The organism is Thermomonas haemolytica (assembly GCF_004346265.1).
Classification (GTDB): domain Bacteria; phylum Pseudomonadota; class Gammaproteobacteria; order Xanthomonadales; family Xanthomonadaceae; genus Thermomonas; species Thermomonas haemolytica.
In genome coordinates, this window is record NZ_SMAP01000008.1 from 91,191 (window position 1) to 106,487 (window position 15,297).

Consider the following 15,297-nt stretch of genomic DNA (forward strand, 5'->3'; position numbering starts at 1 on the left):
GCGCGGCTTTCAGCGCCGCAGCGCCAGTTGCGCGCGCAGCTGGGCCAGCGCGCGGCCGCGGTGGCTGTCGCGGTTCTTGATGTCCGCCGGCAGCTCGGCCGCGCTGCAACCGTGTGCCGGCGAGAAGAACACCGGGTCGTAGCCGAACCCGCCGCGGCCCTGGCGTGCGTGCAGGATGCGGCCTTCCCAGATCCCCTGCGCGATCAGCGGCAGCGGGTCGTCGGCATGCCGCAGCAGCGCCAGCACGCAGACGAAGCGCGCGCTGCGTTCGGCATCGGGCACCCCGTCGAGCTCGCGCAGCAGCTTGTCGATATTCGCCTCGCTGTCGCCATGGGTGCCGGCATAGCGCGCCGAATACAGCCCCGGCGCGCCATCCAGCGCGTCCACGCACAGCCCGGAATCGTCGCCCAGCGCCGGCAGGCCGGTGGCGCGCGCGGCGTGGCGTGCTTTCAGGATCGCGTTCTCGATGAACGAGGCGCCGGTCTCTTCGGCATCGGCGAGCCCGAATTCGGACTGCGCATGCAGCGTGAAGCCGGCGCCCAGCAGCTCCCGCAGCTCCGCCAGCTTGCCGGCGTTGCCGCTGGCCAGCACCAGCCTCATGCCTGCGCCAGCGCCTCGCGCTGGGCCGCGAACAGCGCGGCGCAGCCCTGTTCGGCCAGCGCCAGCAGGGCGTCCAGCTCGTCGCGGCGGAAGGCATGGCCCTCTGCCGTGCCCTGCAGTTCGATGAAGCCGCCGCCGTCGTTCATCACCACGTTCATGTCGGTGTCGCAGGCGCTGTCCTCGGCGTAGTCGAGGTCCAGCACCGGCACGCCCTGGTAGATGCCGACCGAGACCGCGGCGACCGCCCCGAACACCGGGTTGCGCTTGAGTTCGCCGCGCGCCAGCAGTGGCGCCACCGCGTCCACCAGCGCTACGTAGGCGCCGGTGATGGCGGCGGTGCGGGTGCCGCCGTCGGCCTGCAGCACGTCGCAGTCGAGGGTGATGGTGCGCTCGCCCAGCGCCGCGCGGTCCACGCAGGCACGCAGGCTGCGCCCGATCAGGCGCTGGATCTCCAGCGTGCGTCCGCCCTGCTTGCCGCGCGCGGCCTCGCGGTCGCTGCGGGTATGGGTGGCGCGCGGCAACATGCCGTATTCGGCGGTGACCCAGCCTTCGCCCTTGCCGCGCAGGAACGCCGGCACCTTGTTCTCCACGCTCGCCGTGCACAGCACGCGGGTATCGCCGAAGCTGACCAGCACCGAGCCTTCGGCGTGGCGGGTGAAGCCGCGCTGCAGGGAGACGGGACGCAGCTGGCCGGCGGCGCGGCCACTGGGGCGGACGAGGGACATGCGGGGTTCCGGGGGCGCGGCAATCGGCGGGCCGCTAGATTACCATTCGGCCTTTGTCGCACCCGGGACGCGCATGATCCGCAGCATGACCGCTTTCGCCGCCGGCGAGCGCAGCACCGAATGGGGGCTGCTGTCGGCCGAACTGCGCGCGGTGAACCACCGCTTCCTCGAGCTTGGCCTGCGCCTGCCGGACGAGCTGCGCGCGGCCGAACCGGCGCTGCGCGAACGGGTGGTGGCGCGGGTTTCGCGCGGCAAGCTCGACCTGGTGCTGCGCCTGCGCGCCGATGCCGCGGGCGATGGCCTGCAGGTGGACTCCGCGCGGGTGGCGCGGCTGGCCGCGCTGGCGGACCAGCTGCAGGTGCAGTTCCCGCAGCTGCAGGTGCAGTTCACCGACCTGCTGCAGTTCCCGGGCGTGCTGCATTCGCGCGGGGTGGACGGCGAGGCCCTGCAGCGCGAGGCGCTGGCTCTGCTGGATACGGTGCTGGACGAGTTCACCGCGGCGCGCGAGCGCGAGGGCGGCAAGCTGGCGGCGGTGATCGCTGAGCGCGCCGAGGCGATCGCACGGATCGCCGGCGAGGTGCGCGCGCTGGTGCCGCTGATCCGCGCCGGCCAGCGCCAGAAACTGGAGGCGCGGCTGGCCGACCTGGCGCAGCCGGCTGACCCGGGCCGGATGGAGCAGGAGCTGGTCCTGTGGCTGCAGAAGCTCGACGTGGACGAGGAACTCGATCGCCTCGACAGCCACCTCGTCGAACTGCGGCGCATCCTCAAGGGCGGTCGCGAGCCGGTCGGGCGCCGCCTGGACTTCCTGCTGCAGGAGTTCAACCGCGAGGCCAACACGCTGGGCAGCAAGTCGGTGGACGCGCGCACCAGCAATGCGGCGATCGAGCTGAAGGTGCTGATCGACCAGATCCGCGAACAGATCCAGAACATCGAGTGAAAGGCAGGCAGTCGCCCATGCGCGGAACCCTCTACATCGTCGCCGCGCCCTCGGGGGCCGGGAAGTCCAGCATCGTCAACGCGGTGCTGGCGCGCGACCCGGGCATCCGCCTGTCGATCTCGTTCACCTCGCGCGCGCCGCGTCCCGGCGAGCGCCACGCCGAGCACTACAACTTCGTCAGCGCGGCCGAGTTCGAGGCGATGGTGGCGGCCGGCGATTTCTTCGAATACGCCCGCGTCCACGGCGACTGGAAGGGCACCGCGCGGCAGTCGGTGGAGCCGGCGCTGGCGGCCGGCCACGACGTGCTGCTGGAGATCGACTGGCAGGGCGCGCGCCAGGTGCGGCAGAAGGTGCCGGACGCGGTCAGCGTGTTCATCCTGCCACCCTCGCGGGCCGCGCTGGAGGAGCGCATGCGCAAGCGCGGGCAGGACAGCGAGGAGGTCATCCAGCGCCGGCTGGCCGCCGCGCGCGAGGAGATGAGCCACTACGCCGAGTTCGACTACGTGATCGTGAACGAGGTGTTCGACACCGCGGTCGCCGAGATGTGCAGCATCTTCACCGCCAGCCGCCTGCGCCGCGAGGCCCAGGCCGCGCGCCACGCCGACCTGCTCGCGGCGCTGCTGGAAACGCCCTGAGCGGGCGCGGGGCTGCACCCGGATGTTTGCGGTAAGTTCATGATTTGCAAGGTGTCGGCTTGCGGATTCCCACGCCGGCGGCTACACTTCCCGCCCTTTCGAACCTCGCAGCGGCCCTGCGCCGCAGGACACACATGGCCCGGATTACCGTCGAAGACTGCCTGCAGGTGGTCGACAACCGCTTCGAACTCGTGATGATGGCGGCCAAGCGCGCGCGCCAGCTGGCCACCGGCGTGGAGCCGAAGCTGGACAACAGCGAGGCCCAGGACAAGCCGACCGTGCTGGCGCTGCGCGAGATCGCCGCGCGCGCGATCGACGCCCAGTACATCGACGCGGTGGAGAAGGCCGAGCGCGAGCGCAAGGAGCGCGAGGCGCTGGAGTGGGCCGCGGCCGAAGTGGTGGCCGGCGACGACGACATGAAGGGCGACGACTGAGCGTCGGCGCGATCGCCGCATCCATCCGGATGCACCATGAAAAGCGGCCCTCCGGGGCCGTTTTTCGTTGCGGCCCCGCGGCCGGCTGCGCCTGATTCCCGTTTACGCGTGGCCCGCGGCGGGGTTAGTCTCGGCGCATGACTCCCGCCGATCCTGCGCTTGCCCGCACCGACGCCACGCCCGACGACGGCGCGGTGCCGGACTACGTGCAGGCGCTGGAGCGCGCCGCCAGCTACCTGAACGCCGAGCAGCGCGCGATGCTGCGCCGGGCCTGGGCGGTGGGCGCGGCCGCGCACGTGGGCCAGAGCCGCAAGTCGGGCGAGCCGTACATCACCCATCCGGTGGCGGTGGCGCAGGTGCTGGCCGAGCAGGGGCTGGACGTGGAAACCCTGGTGGCGGCGATCCTGCACGACACCATCGAGGACACCCCGCTGACCCGCGCCGAGGTGGCGGCCCAGTTCGGCGAGACCGTGGCCGAGCTGGTGGACGGCGTCACCAAGCTGGACAAGGTGCGCTTCGCGAACCGCCAGGAGGCGGCGGCCGAGAGCTTCCGCAAGATGCTGCTGGCGATGTCGCGCGACCTGCGCGTCATCCTGATCAAGCTGGCCGACCGCCTGCACAATATGCGCACCCTGGGCGCGCAGTCGCCGGAGGCGCGCCGCCGGATCGCGATCGAGACCCTGGAGATCTACGCCCCGATCGCGCAGCGGCTGGGCATGAACCTGATGAAGGCCGAGCTGCAGGACCTCGGCTTCCGCATGCTGCATCCGTGGCGGCACGCGGTGATCGAGAAGCGCATCCGTAGCCAGCCGCTGGTGCGCCGCGAGGCGCTGGCCCAGATCGAGGCAAGGCTGGCGCAGCGGCTGGCAATGGAAGGGCTCGAGCATCGCCTGGTGGGACGGGTGAAGACGCCGTGGAGCGTGTACACCAAGATGCGCGCGGAAGGGCGCAGCTTCGACCAGGTGATGGACGTGTTCGGGTTCCGCGTGGTGGTGGGCTCGGTGGCCGACTGCTACCACGCGCTCGGCGTGGTGCATGCGGCGTACAAGCCGCTGGACGGCCGCTTCCGCGACTTCATCGCGATCCCCAAGGCGAACGGCTACCAGTCGCTGCACACCGTGCTGTTCGGGCCGTACGGCTCGCCGATCGAGGTGCAGATCCGCACCCGCGAGATGGACCTGATCGCCGAGCGCGGGGTGGCCGCGCACTGGGCCTACAAGGCGGGCGAGCAGGACGCCGGCAACAGCGCGCAGAGCCGCGCGGCGACCTGGATCGCCAACCTGGTGGAAAGCCAGCGCGGCACCGGCTCGTCGCTGGAGTTCCTGGAGAACGTGAAGGTGGACCTGTTCCCGGACGAGGTCTACCTGTTCACGCCCAAGGGCGACATCCTGGCGCTGCCGCGCAACGCCACCGCCCTCGATTTCGCCTACGCGGTGCACACCGACGTCGGCAACCACGCGGTCACCGCGCGGGTGGACAAGCGGCTGGCGCCGCTGCGCACCAAGCTGGCCAGCGGGCAGTCGGTGGAGATCATCACCGCGAAGTCCGCGGTACCCAGCACCCAGTGGCTGGAGTTCGTGGTGACCAGCAAGGCGCGCACCGCGATCCGCCAGCAGCTCAAGCAGCTCGAGCACGAGGACGCGGTGCAGCTGGGGCACTACATGCTCGACCGCGCGCTCGGCGCGCAGGGCACCGCGCTGGACCGGATCCCGATGGAACGGCTGGATGCCTTCCTCGCCGAGAACCGCTACTCGCGGCTGGAGGCGCTGCTGGCCGACATCGCGCTGGGCAACCGCATGCCCTCGCAGGTGGCGCTGGCCCTGGCGCAGCCGCCGGACGCCGCGCCGGAGGCCGCCCAGGCGGCGCCCGCGGGCGTGCCGCAGGAGCGCATCCTGATCACCGGCGGCGAGCGCGGCGTGATCAGCTTCGCGCAGTGCTGCCAGCCGATTCCGCGGGATGACATCATGGGCTACCACACCGCGGGCAAGGGCGTGGTGGTGCACCGGCTGGATTGCCCGAATATCGCCGAATACCGCAAGTCGCCCGAACGCTGGGTGCCGGTGGACTGGGCGCGCGAGGTGGCCGGCAACTTCAACGTCTCGATCCGGATCGAGGTCGAGAACCGTCCGGGCGTGCTTGCCCAGGTCGCCGCGGCGGTGGCGCAGGCCGAGTCGAACATCGACAAGGTCGAATACCTGGAGCGCGACAGCAGCATCGCGGTGCTGCGCTTCGGGATCGAGGTCACCGACGAGCGCCACCTGGCCGAGGTGTTGCGCGGGGTGCGCCGGCTGCGGGTGGTGCAGGACGTGCAGCGCGGGTGAGGCGCGCGGGCGGGCGGCTACAATCGCGGCATCGCGTCCCGCATCCCTTCGTCCCCACGCCCGACAGGAGCCGCCATGCCCCGCACCCCGATCCATACCGACGCCGCGCCCGCTGCCATCGGCCCGTATTCGCAGGCCACCCGTGCCGGCAACCTGGTGTTCTTCAGCGGCCAGATCCCGCTCGACCCCGCCACCGGCGCGCTGGTCGAAGGCGATATCGAAGCGCAGGCGCGGCGCGCGTTCGAGAACCTCAAGGCGGTCTGCGCGGCGGCCGGCGGGCGCATGGAGGACATCGTGCGGGTCGGCCTGTACCTCACCGACCTGTCGCAGTTCGCTGCGGTCAACGCGGTAATGGGCGAGTACTTCGCGCAGCCGTACCCGGCGCGTTCCACCATCGAGGTCTCCGCGCTGCCCAAGGGCGCGGCGTTCGAGGTGGACGCGATCATGGTGCTGTGAGGGCGGGCGAGGAAACGGAGTGGCGGAGTGCGGACTGAGCCTGCGGATGGTCCAGCGTGCGCCGCTTCGCGCGGCGTTCTTCGTTCGCCCCGCTGCGCATGCGTTGCCGGGATGAGCGCTGCGCCGAGTCCCGCGCTGGCTGAGACGCCCCTGTCGGTGCTGGCCGGGGTAGGGCCCGCGCTGCGCGAGAAGCTGGCCGCGCGCGGGCTGCTGACCCTGCAGGACCTCTGGCTGCACCTGCCGCGCAGCTACGAGGACCGCACCGCGCTGACCCCGATCCGCGCCCTGCAGCCCGGGGTGGCGGCGCAGGTGGAAGGGCGGGTGGAGGCGGTCGAGCGCGGCTTCCGCTACCGCCCACAGCTGAAGGTGGCGCTCACCGACGAGTCGCGCGCAACGCTGGTGCTGCGGTTCTTCCATTTCCGCGCGGCGCAGGCGGCGCAGTTCGCGGTCGGGGCGCGCGTGCGCGCCTACGGCACCCCGCGCCCGGGTGCGCTGGGGCTGGAGATGGTGCATCCCGGCTACACCCTGCTCGGCGCCGGCGAGCACGCGCTGGGGGAGGCGCTGGACCCGGTGTATCCGGCGATCGAGGGCATCGGCCCCGCCAGCCTGCGCAAGCTGGTGCTGCAGGCGCTGCGCCACCTGCCGCCGGAGGCGGCGCTGGAACTGCTGCCCGAGGACTGGCTGCGCGCGCTCGGCCTGCCGTCGCTGCACACCGCCATCCTCACCCTGCACACCCCGCCGAAGGACGCCGACCTCGCCGCGCTGCAGGCCGGCCGGCATCCGGCGCAGCGGCGGCTGGCGCTGGAGGAACTGCTGGCGCACCAGCTCGGCCTGCGCCGGCAGCGGCTGGCGCTGCAGGCCGAGGGCGCGCGCGCGCTGCGCGGCGATGAACGCCTGGTGCGGCAGCTGCGCGCGGCGTTGCCGTTCACGCTGACCGGCGCGCAGGAGCGGGTGTACGCGCAGCTGCGCGCCGACCTGCGGCAGCCGCGGCCGATGCTGCGGCTGGTGCAGGGGGATGTCGGCAGCGGCAAGACGGTGGTGGCCGCGCTGGCCGCGCTGCTGGCGGTGGCCGATGGCCGCCAGGCGGCGCTGATGGCGCCGACCGAGCTGCTGGCCGAGCAGCACCTGGCCAACCTGCGCACCTGGCTGCAGCCACTGGGCGTGGAGGTGTGCTGGCTGGCCGGCAAGGTCACCGGCAAGGCGCGCGCGCAGGCGCTGCAGGCGGTGGCCTCCGGCGCGGCGCAGGTCGTCGTCGGAACGCATGCGCTGATGCAGGAGGGCGTGGAGTTTCACGATCTTGCGCTGGCGATCATCGATGAACAGCACCGCTTCGGCGTGCACCAGCGGCTGGCGCTGCGCGACAAGGGCCGGCGCGGGGTGCCGCATCAGCTGGTGATGACCGCCACCCCGATCCCGCGCACCCTGGCGATGAGCGCCTATGCCGATCTCGATGTGTCCGCGATCGACGAGCTACCGCCCGGGCGCACGCCCGTCACCACCATCGCGCTGTCCGCCGAGCGCCGCCCGGAACTGGTCGAGCGCATCCGCGCCGCCTGTGCGGAAGGGCGCCAGGCCTACTGGGTGTGCACCCTGATCGACGACTCCGACGAGGTGCAGGCGCAGGCCGCGCAGTCCACCTTCGAGGCATTGCAAACGGTATTGCCCGGGGTGCGGGTGGGGCTGGTGCACGGGCGCATGAAGGCCGCGGAGAAGCAGGCGACCATGCGTGCGTTCAAGGACGGCGCGCTCGGCCTGCTGGTGGCGACCACCGTGATCGAGGTCGGCGTGGACGTGCCCAACGCCTCGCTGATGGTGATCGAGAACGCCGAGCGCCTGGGCCTGGCGCAGCTGCATCAATTGCGCGGGCGGGTGGGCCGCGGCAGCGTCGCTTCGACCTGCGTGCTGCTCTACCAGCCGCCGCTGTCGGCGCTGGCGCGCCAGCGCCTGGACACCCTGCGCCAGACCAACGACGGTTTCGTGATCGCGGAAAAAGACCTCGAGCTGCGCGGCCCGGGCGAGCTACTGGGCACCCGCCAGACCGGGCTGGCCAGCTTCCGCATGGCCGACCTGGTGCGCGATGCCGACCTGCTGCCGCAGGTGCATGCGCTGGCCGACCGCCTGCTGGGCGAAGCCCCGGACGTGGCCGAACGCATCATCGCGCGCTGGGTCGGTGGCGCCGCGCGCTATGCCGCGGCCTGAACGCGGGGCCTGATCGCAGGCGAGCGCTCAGGCCGGGCAGGCCTGGGCATTGCCGCAATAGATGTCGTGCAGGATGCCGAGGATGCGCTGGGCCGGGCCGTCCGCGAGCCGGTAGTAGATCGTCTGCGCCTCGCGCCGGGTGCTCACCAGCCCGTCCGCGCGCAGCACCGCCAGATGCTGGGAGAGCGCGGACTGGCTCAATTCCACCTTGGCATTGAGTTCGCTGACCGAGCGCTCGCCGGCCACCAGCAGGCACAGCAGCATCAGTCGCTTGTCGTTGGCCAGTGTGCGCAGCAGCTGGGCCGCGTCGGAAGCGTGCTCGCGCATGGCTTCCGGGTCCAGCGATGGCGGCGGCGTGGGGCGGCGGGCCTTGCTCATGGTCGGGGGATGGCGTCGAAAGGGCGGAAGTGTGCCAGCGATGGCCGGCGGCTGCCGGGGGTGGGTTCAGGCTTGATTTTATATCAGTTGACACTAATATAAGCAACGCCTAAATTATCGACACACTGCCGGAAGGCGACAACGGGGACCAAGACAATGGCCAGGATCGTGGTGATGGGTGCGGGGCTGGGTGGCATGAGCGCGGCGTACGAGCTGCGCGAGGTGCTGGGCAAGGGGCACGAGATCGTGCTGGTGGGCAAGGGCGACATGTTCAGCTTCACGCCCTCCAACCCTTGGCTGGCGGTCGGCTGGCGCAAGCCGGAGGACATCACGCTGAAGGTGTCCGATTACGTCGGCAAGCACGGCATCCGCTTCAACGGCGATGGCGTGGCCAAGATCGACGCCGAGGGCGATGCGGTCATCACCGGCACCGGCGAGCGCATCGGCTACGACTACCTGATGATCTGCACCGGCCCGAAGCTGGCGTTCGAGGAAGTGCCCGGCACCGGCCCGGACGGCGGCTTCACCCAGTCGGTGTGCACCACGCCGCACGCCGAGCACGCGTGGCAGGCCTACCAGGAATTCCTGAAGAACCCCGGCCCGATCGTGATCGGCGCGGTGCAGGGCGCCAGCTGCTTCGGCCCCGCCTACGAGTTCGTGATGATCCTCGACGCCGACCTGCGCAAGCGCAAGCTGCGCGACAAGGTGCCGATCACCTTCGTCACCAGCGAGCCGTACATCGGCCACATGGGCTTGGGCGGCGTCGGCGACTCCAAGGGCCTGATGGAATCGGAGATGCGCCAGCGCCACATCAAGTGGATCGAGAACGCCAAGGTCGCCGAGGTGCGCGAGGGCGAGATGACCGTGGTGCCGCACGACGCCAAGGGCCAGCCGCTGGAGCCGCAGGTGGTGCCGTTCAAGTTCTCGATGCTGCTGCCGGCGTTCAAGGGCGTGGAGGCGGTGGCCGCGGTCGAGGGCCTGTGCAACCCGCGCGGCTTCGTGATCGTGGACAAGCACCAGCGCAGCCCGAAGTTCCCGAAGATCTTCTCGGCCGGCGTGTGCGTGGCGATCCCGCCGGTGGAGGCGACCCCGGTGCCGACCGGCGCGCCCAAGACCGGCTTCATGATCGAGTCGATGGTCACCACCATCGTGCGCAACATCAAGGCCGAGCTGGAGGGCAAGACGCCCGACTTCGAGGGCACCTGGAACGCGGTGTGCCTGGCCGACATGGGCGATACCGGCGCGGCCTTCGTGGCGCTGCCGCAGATCCCGCCGCGCAACGTCACCTGGACCAAGATCGGCAAGTGGGTGCACCTGGCCAAGATCGGCTTCGAGAAATACTTCCTCTACAAGATGCGCAACGGCACCAGCGAGCCGATCTATGAAAAGCACATCCTCGGCCTGCTCGGCATCGAGCGCCTGAAGGACGGCAAGCGCCCGTCCTGACCGCCGCGCCCGCGCCTTTCCTGTCCGACCCCGGGCGCGCACCCCGCGCCCGCCCATTCCAAAGCATTCGCAAGGAGACACCCCCATGAACCTCGACCGTGCCGTGATGGCCTTCGCCGGCGTGATGATCCTGATCAGCGTGGCGCTGGTGTATTTCGTCTCGCCGTGGTGGCTGCTGTTTACTGCCTTCATCGGCCTGAACATGCTGCAGGCCAGCTTCACTGGCTTCTGCCCGGCGGCGATGATCTTCAAGAAGCTGGGCGTGCGTGGAGGCGGCTGTGCGTTCCAGTAAGCGCCTGCTGCTGCCGTCGCTGCTGGCGCTGGCGCTGGCCGCCTGCGGCGGCGAGAAGCCGGCCGCTATTCCCGCGTTGCCCCGCGATCTCGCCACCTTCAAGGTCGAGGCCGGGCAGGGCCTACACGGCCGCGGCTGGGACGGCGTGGTCGAGGCGGTGCGCCGCGCCGACCTCGCCGCGCAGACCGCCGGCCGCGTGCAGGCGGTGCTGGTGGACGTGAACCAGCCGGTCAAGGCCGGCGACGTGCTGCTGCGGATCACCGCGGTGGAGCAGCAGGCCGGCGCCGAGCTGGCGCGCGCGCAGCTGCGCGCGGCCGAGGCCAATGCCGCCGAGGCCGAGCAGAACTACCGCCGCTTCGCCGCGCTGGCCGACGCGCAGTACGTGTCGAAGGCGCAGATCGACCAGGCCCGCGCCGCGCGCGATGCCGCGGTGGCCGCCCGCAACGCCGCCGCCGCCGCGCTGGCGCAGGCCAGCCAGCAGGCCGCCTACACCGTGGTGCGCGCGCCCTATGCGGGCGTGGTGGCGCGCCGCGACGTGGAGCCGGGCGAGACCGTCGCCCCGGGCATGCCGCTGATGAGCGTGTACGCGCCGGAGGCACTGCGCATCGAAGTGGCGGTGCCGCAGAGCCGCGCGGAGGCGATCCGCCGCGATCCGGCTGCCACCGTCACCCTGGCCGACGGGCGCCGGGTGAAGCCGGAGAGCGTGATCGTGTTTCCCGCGGCCGATCCGGTCAGTCACAGCGTCAATGTGCGCGTGAACCTGCCCGCGCTGGACCCGCCGGTCGCGCCCGGCACCACCGCCAAGGTGGTGTTCGCCGCGGATGCCGCCGGCCCCGCCGAGGCCGCCGCCGCGATCCGCATCCCGGCCGCCAGCGTCGCCCAGCGCGGCGAGCTGGCCGGCGCCTACGTGGTGCAGGACGGCCGTCTGCTGCTGCGCCAGCTGCGCCTGGGCGCGCGCGTCGGCGACAGCGTGGAAGTCATCTCCGGCCTGAAGGCGGGCGACGTGGTGGTGCGCGACCCGGTCGCCGCGCTGCAGGCGCTGGCGGCCCAGCGCAAGGCGGGAGGCGGCCGTGACTGAGCGCGCGCGCATGGGCATCTCCGGGCGGCTGGCCGCGGCCTTCCAGAACAACCCGCTGACCCCGATCCTGGCGGTCATGGGGCTGTTGCTGGGCCTGCTGGCGGTGGCCATCACCCCGCGCGAGGAAGAGCCGCAGATCGACGTGACGATGGCCAACGTCATCGTCCCGTTCGACGGCGCCAGCAGCCGCGACGTCGAGCAGTGGGTGGCCACGCCGCTGGAGCAGAAGCTGTCCGAGATCGAAGGCGTCAAGCACGTCTATTCGATCAGCCGTCCCGGCGTGGCCGTGCTGACGGTGGAATTCGAGGTCGGCGTGCAGCGCCAGCCCGCGCTGGTGCGCCTGTACAACCAGGTGTTCTCGAATGCCGACTTCCTGCCGCAGCGCGCCGGCGTCGGCCAACCGATCGTCAAGCCCAAGGGCATCGACGACGTGCCGGTGATGGCGCTCACCCTGTGGAGCGATGACCCGCAGACCGACGCCACCCGGCTGGCGGAGGTCGCGCACACGCTGGAGGCCGAGCTCAAGCGCATCCCCGGCACCCGCGACATCTACACCATCGGCGCGCCCGACCAGAGCGTGCTGGTGACACTCGATGCGGCCAAGCTCGCCGCCTACGGCATGGGCGTCAACGACCTCGCGCAAGCGCTGCAGGCGGCCAACCTGGTGCACCAGGCCGGCGAGCGCGTGGACGCCGCGCAGGGCGCGGTGCCGGTGACCGCCGGGCGCTACCTGGCCAGTGCCGATGATGTCGCCAACCTGGTGATCGGCAGCCGCGACGGCAAGCCGATCCTGCTCTCCGACGTGGCCAGCATCGAGCCGCGCGGGGATCTTCCCACCCGCTACGTCTGGTTCGGGGCTCCGCCCGGGCGCACCGGCCCGCAGGCCGGCATCGCGCCGGCGGTCACCATCGCCATCGCCAAGAAGCCCGGCAGCAACGCCAGCGACATCACCAACGCGATCGCGCAGCGCCTGCAGCAGCTCAAGGGCGAACTGATCCCGGCCGGCGTGCACGTCAGCGTGACCCGCGACTACGGCGCGACCGCCAGCGACAAGGCGCAGAAGCTGATCCAGAAACTGGTGTTCGCCACCGGCAGCGTGGTGCTGCTGGTGCTGTTCGCGCTCGGCTGGCGCGAGGCCATCGTGGTCGGCGCCGCGGTCATCCTGACCCTGGCGGTGACCCTGTTCGCGTCCAAGGTCATGGGCTTCACCCTGAACCGGGTGTCGCTGTTCGCGCTGATCTTCTCGATCGGCATCCTGGTGGACGATGCCATCGTGGTGGTGGAGAACATCCACCGGCACATGGCGCGCGACGGCAAGTCGTTGTTCGAGGCGATCCCGCCGGCGGTGGACGAAGTCGGCGGGCCGACCATCCTGGCCACCTTCACCGTGATCGCGGCGCTGATGCCGATGGCGTTCGTCACCGGGCTGATGGGCCCGTACATGCGCCCGATCCCGATCAACGCCTCGGTCGGCATGCTGCTGTCGCTGGCGATCGCGCTGATCGTCACCCCGTGGCTGTCGCTGAAGCTGCTGGCCCGCCACGGGCACGCCGCCGACACCGACCACGACCACGAGGAAAAGCAGGCCACCTGGCTGCACCGCCTGTTCGAGCGGGTGATGTCGCCGTTCCTGCGCGGCGAGCGCGCCGGGCGCCGGCGCGGGCTGCTGTTCGCCTCGATGGTCGGGCTGGTGGCGCTGGCGGCCTCGCTGGCGGTGTTCAAGCTGGTGGTCCTGAAGATGCTGCCGTTCGACAACAAGTCGGAGGTGCAGGTGGTGGTGGACATGCCCGAGGGCAGCACGCTCGAGCAGACCAATGCCCTGCTCACCGAGCTGGCCGCGGCGGTGGACACGGTGCCGGAAGTGCTCAATTACCAGGGCTATGCCGGTACCGCCTCACCGATCAACTTCAACGGCCTGGTGCGCCAGTACTTCCTGCGCAACGCCAGCTACATGGGCGATCTGCAGATCAACCTGGTGGACAAGCACCACCGCAAGCGCCAGAGCCACGAGATCGCGCTGGCGATGCGGCCGATGCTGGCCAAGCTGGGGCAGAAGTACGGCGCCTCGGTGAAGGTGGTGGAAGTGCCGCCGGGCCCGCCGGTGCTGTCGCCGCTGGTGGCCGAGGTGTACGGGCCGGACTACGCCGGCCAGCGCAAGGTGGGCCTGGCGCTGGCGAAGGAGCGCTTCGCCACCACCGACGGCATCGTGGACATCGACACCACGGTGGAAGCCGACGCCCCGCGCGAGCAGATCGTGGTGGACCGCGAGCGTGCCGCGCGCCTGGGCGTGCCGCAATCGGCGATCGCCGACGCCATCGCGATGGGCGTGTCCGGGCTGGATGCCACCTATGTGCATGACGGGGTGTCCAAGTATCCGCGCCCGGTGCGCCTGCGCCTGCCAGCGCAGGACCAGGCCGCGCTGTCCTCGCTGCTGGCGCTCAAGGTGCGCGGCGCGCAGGGCCAGCTGGTGCCGCTGTCGGAGCTGGTGCGGGTGGAGAAGGCGCGCTGGGATGGGGCCATCTACCACAAGGACGGCCTGCCGGTGGTGTACGTCACCGCGGACGAGGCCGGCAAGCTGGACAGCCCGCTGTACGGCATGTTCGGCATCGTCGGCCAGCTCAACCACACCAAGGTGAATGGCCAGCAGCTCGCGCAGACCTTCATCGCGCAGCCGGAAGACACCAGCGACTATGCGGTCAAGTGGGATGGCGAATGGCAGATCACCTATGAAACCTTCCGCGACATGGGCATTGCCTATGCGGCCGGCATGGTGCTGATCTACCTGCTGGTGGTGGCGCAGTTCCGCAGCTATCTGGTGCCGCTGGTGATCATGGCGCCGATCCCGCTGACCATCATCGGGGTGATGCCGGGGCACGCGCTGCTGGGCAAGCAGTTCACCGCCACCAGCATGATCGGCATGATCGCGCTGGCCGGCATCATCGTGCGCAACTCGATCCTGCTGGTGGACTTCATCAACCAGGAAACCGCGCGCGGGGTGCCGCTGGTGGAGGCGGTGATCGATGCCTGCGCGGTGCGCGCCAAGCCCATCGTGCTGACCGGCGTGGCGGCGATGCTGGGCGCGTTCTTCATCCTCGACGACCCGATCTTCAACGGGCTGGCGATCTCGCTGATCTTCGGCATCTTCGTCAGCACGCTGCTCACGCTGGTGGTGATCCCGCTGCTGTACTACGTCCTGCGCAAGCACGCGCTGGCCAGGGCGGCGAGTGCTTGAACCACCGGGCGCGGCCCCCGTGCGACCGGGTGGCGCGCCGCGACGACCACGAAGGCTTACGCGAACAGGAGGCATGGCATGAGCGAAGGCGAAGGCACCGGCGAGGGCATCCGCCTGCTGCTGGAACAGGAAGGCCCGTACGCGTTCCGGATCAGCTTCGAAGGCACCGGGCTGGAGGCGCTGCACAGCGACGAGCCGGCCCCGCTGGGCGGCGGCAGCGGCCCCAATCCCTCGCACCTGCTGCTGGCAGGGGTGGCCAACTGCCTGTCCTCCAGCCTGTTGTTCGCATTGCGCAAGTTCAAGAACGCACCCGGCCCGATCCGCACCGAGATCGTCGCCCACAAGGCGCGCAACGCGGCCGGGCGCTGGCGCATCCCGCAGGCGACTGTGACCATCCATCTGTCCGATGCCGCCGCCGGGATGGAGCATTTCGACCGCGTGCTGGCGCAGTTCGAGCAGTTCTGCATCGTCACCCAGAGCGTGCGCGAGGGCATGCAGGTGGACGTGAAGGTGGTGGATGCCGACGGCGCGGAGTTCATCCCCGGTAACTGAGGCAGGCCACGC

At 70.9% G+C, this 15,297-nt stretch carries 14 protein-coding genes; 11 read left to right on the top strand and 3 right to left on the bottom strand.

What is annotated here, in order from left to right:
- Positions 1 to 9: 9 nt before the first annotated feature.
- Both rdgB and rph read right to left on the bottom strand, forming a co-directional pair.
- Positions 10 to 600, bottom strand: coding sequence for an RdgB/HAM1 family non-canonical purine NTP pyrophosphatase (rdgB, locus tag EDC34_RS10005; protein ID WP_114960614.1), 591 nt, complete (start codon positions 598 to 600; stop codon positions 10 to 12).
- Positions 597 to 1,325 (bottom strand): ribonuclease PH, encoded by a 729-nt coding sequence (gene rph, locus EDC34_RS10010; protein ID WP_114960613.1) that lies wholly within the window; start codon positions 1,323 to 1,325, stop codon positions 597 to 599. The genes rdgB and rph overlap by 4 nt, the downstream gene beginning before the upstream one ends.
- A gap of 73 nt (positions 1,326 to 1,398) precedes the next feature.
- Between rph and EDC34_RS10015 the strand changes: the two genes are divergently transcribed.
- From EDC34_RS10015 to recG, 6 genes are all read left to right on the top strand, one after another.
- The gene (locus EDC34_RS10015) at positions 1,399 to 2,262 is read left to right on the top strand and encodes a YicC/YloC family endoribonuclease (protein ID WP_114960612.1); all 864 of its coding nucleotides are present in this window, start codon (positions 1,399 to 1,401) and stop codon (positions 2,260 to 2,262) included.
- A gap of 17 nt (positions 2,263 to 2,279) precedes the next feature.
- Positions 2,280 to 2,897, top strand: a complete 618-nt coding sequence (gene gmk / locus EDC34_RS10020) for a guanylate kinase (RefSeq protein WP_114960611.1) — start codon at positions 2,280 to 2,282, stop codon at positions 2,895 to 2,897.
- 134 nt (positions 2,898 to 3,031) lie between these two features.
- Positions 3,032 to 3,331 (top strand): DNA-directed RNA polymerase subunit omega, encoded by a 300-nt coding sequence (rpoZ, locus tag EDC34_RS10025; protein WP_114960610.1) that lies wholly within the window; start codon positions 3,032 to 3,034, stop codon positions 3,329 to 3,331.
- A 137-nt stretch (positions 3,332 to 3,468) separates the two neighbouring features.
- The gene (locus EDC34_RS10030) at positions 3,469 to 5,652 is read left to right on the top strand and encodes a RelA/SpoT family protein (RefSeq protein WP_114960609.1); all 2,184 of its coding nucleotides are present in this window, start codon (positions 3,469 to 3,471) and stop codon (positions 5,650 to 5,652) included.
- 75 nt (positions 5,653 to 5,727) lie between these two features.
- Complete coding sequence (locus EDC34_RS10035; protein ID WP_114960608.1) at positions 5,728 to 6,108, top strand: RidA family protein; 381 nt, start codon at positions 5,728 to 5,730, stop codon at positions 6,106 to 6,108.
- A 111-nt stretch (positions 6,109 to 6,219) separates the two neighbouring features.
- Positions 6,220 to 8,307 (top strand): ATP-dependent DNA helicase RecG, encoded by a 2,088-nt coding sequence (gene recG / locus EDC34_RS10040; protein ID WP_114960607.1) that lies wholly within the window; start codon positions 6,220 to 6,222, stop codon positions 8,305 to 8,307.
- A 27-nt stretch (positions 8,308 to 8,334) separates the two neighbouring features.
- Here the strand turns inward: recG and EDC34_RS10045 are convergent, their stop codons facing one another.
- Positions 8,335 to 8,685, bottom strand: a complete 351-nt coding sequence (locus EDC34_RS10045; protein ID WP_205388073.1) for an ArsR/SmtB family transcription factor — start codon at positions 8,683 to 8,685, stop codon at positions 8,335 to 8,337.
- A gap of 156 nt (positions 8,686 to 8,841) precedes the next feature.
- Between EDC34_RS10045 and EDC34_RS10050 the strand changes: the two genes are divergently transcribed.
- From EDC34_RS10050 to EDC34_RS10070, 5 genes are all read left to right on the top strand, one after another.
- A complete protein-coding gene (locus EDC34_RS10050) occupies positions 8,842 to 10,131 on the top strand; it encodes an NAD(P)/FAD-dependent oxidoreductase (protein WP_114960606.1) in 1,290 nt (429 codons plus the stop codon).
- 85 nt (positions 10,132 to 10,216) lie between these two features.
- Positions 10,217 to 10,423 carry a YgaP family membrane protein gene (locus EDC34_RS10055; RefSeq protein WP_114960605.1) on the top strand — a complete coding sequence of 69 codons (207 nt, stop codon included), beginning with the start codon at positions 10,217 to 10,219 and terminating at the stop codon, positions 10,421 to 10,423.
- Positions 10,410 to 11,501: an efflux RND transporter periplasmic adaptor subunit gene (locus EDC34_RS10060; RefSeq protein WP_162797707.1), complete on the top strand. Its 1,092-nt coding sequence runs from the start codon at positions 10,410 to 10,412 to the stop codon at positions 11,499 to 11,501. The genes EDC34_RS10055 and EDC34_RS10060 overlap by 14 nt, the downstream gene beginning before the upstream one ends.
- Entirely contained in the window at positions 11,494 to 14,733 is a 3,240-nt protein-coding gene (locus EDC34_RS10065; protein ID WP_425477481.1) for an efflux RND transporter permease subunit, read from the top strand. The genes EDC34_RS10060 and EDC34_RS10065 overlap by 8 nt, the downstream gene beginning before the upstream one ends.
- 78 nt (positions 14,734 to 14,811) lie before the next feature.
- Positions 14,812 to 15,285, top strand: coding sequence for an OsmC family protein (locus tag EDC34_RS10070; RefSeq protein ID WP_114960602.1), 474 nt, complete (start codon positions 14,812 to 14,814; stop codon positions 15,283 to 15,285).
- The last annotated feature ends 12 nt before the right edge of the window (positions 15,286 to 15,297 follow it).

What these genes read in the sequence shown, in the direction of transcription:
- rdgB (WP_114960614.1), bottom strand. Translation starts at nt 600, where the DNA reads ATGAGGCTGGTGCTGGCCAGCGGCAACGCCGGCAAGCTGGCGGAGCTG.
- rph (WP_114960613.1), bottom strand. Translation starts at nt 1,325, where the DNA reads ATGTCCCTCGTCCGCCCCAGTGGCCGCGCCGCCGGCCAGCTGCGTCCC.
- EDC34_RS10015 (WP_114960612.1), top strand. Translation starts at nt 1,399, where the DNA reads ATGATCCGCAGCATGACCGCTTTCGCCGCCGGCGAGCGCAGCACCGAA.
- gmk (WP_114960611.1), top strand. Translation starts at nt 2,280, where the DNA reads ATGCGCGGAACCCTCTACATCGTCGCCGCGCCCTCGGGGGCCGGGAAG.
- rpoZ (WP_114960610.1), top strand. Translation starts at nt 3,032, where the DNA reads ATGGCCCGGATTACCGTCGAAGACTGCCTGCAGGTGGTCGACAACCGC.
- EDC34_RS10030 (WP_114960609.1), top strand. Translation starts at nt 3,469, where the DNA reads ATGACTCCCGCCGATCCTGCGCTTGCCCGCACCGACGCCACGCCCGAC.
- EDC34_RS10035 (WP_114960608.1), top strand. Translation starts at nt 5,728, where the DNA reads ATGCCCCGCACCCCGATCCATACCGACGCCGCGCCCGCTGCCATCGGC.
- recG (WP_114960607.1), top strand. Translation starts at nt 6,220, where the DNA reads ATGAGCGCTGCGCCGAGTCCCGCGCTGGCTGAGACGCCCCTGTCGGTG.
- EDC34_RS10045 (WP_205388073.1), bottom strand. Translation starts at nt 8,685, where the DNA reads ATGAGCAAGGCCCGCCGCCCCACGCCGCCGCCATCGCTGGACCCGGAA.
- EDC34_RS10050 (WP_114960606.1), top strand. Translation starts at nt 8,842, where the DNA reads ATGGCCAGGATCGTGGTGATGGGTGCGGGGCTGGGTGGCATGAGCGCG.
- EDC34_RS10055 (WP_114960605.1), top strand. Translation starts at nt 10,217, where the DNA reads ATGAACCTCGACCGTGCCGTGATGGCCTTCGCCGGCGTGATGATCCTG.
- EDC34_RS10070 (WP_114960602.1), top strand. Translation starts at nt 14,812, where the DNA reads ATGAGCGAAGGCGAAGGCACCGGCGAGGGCATCCGCCTGCTGCTGGAA.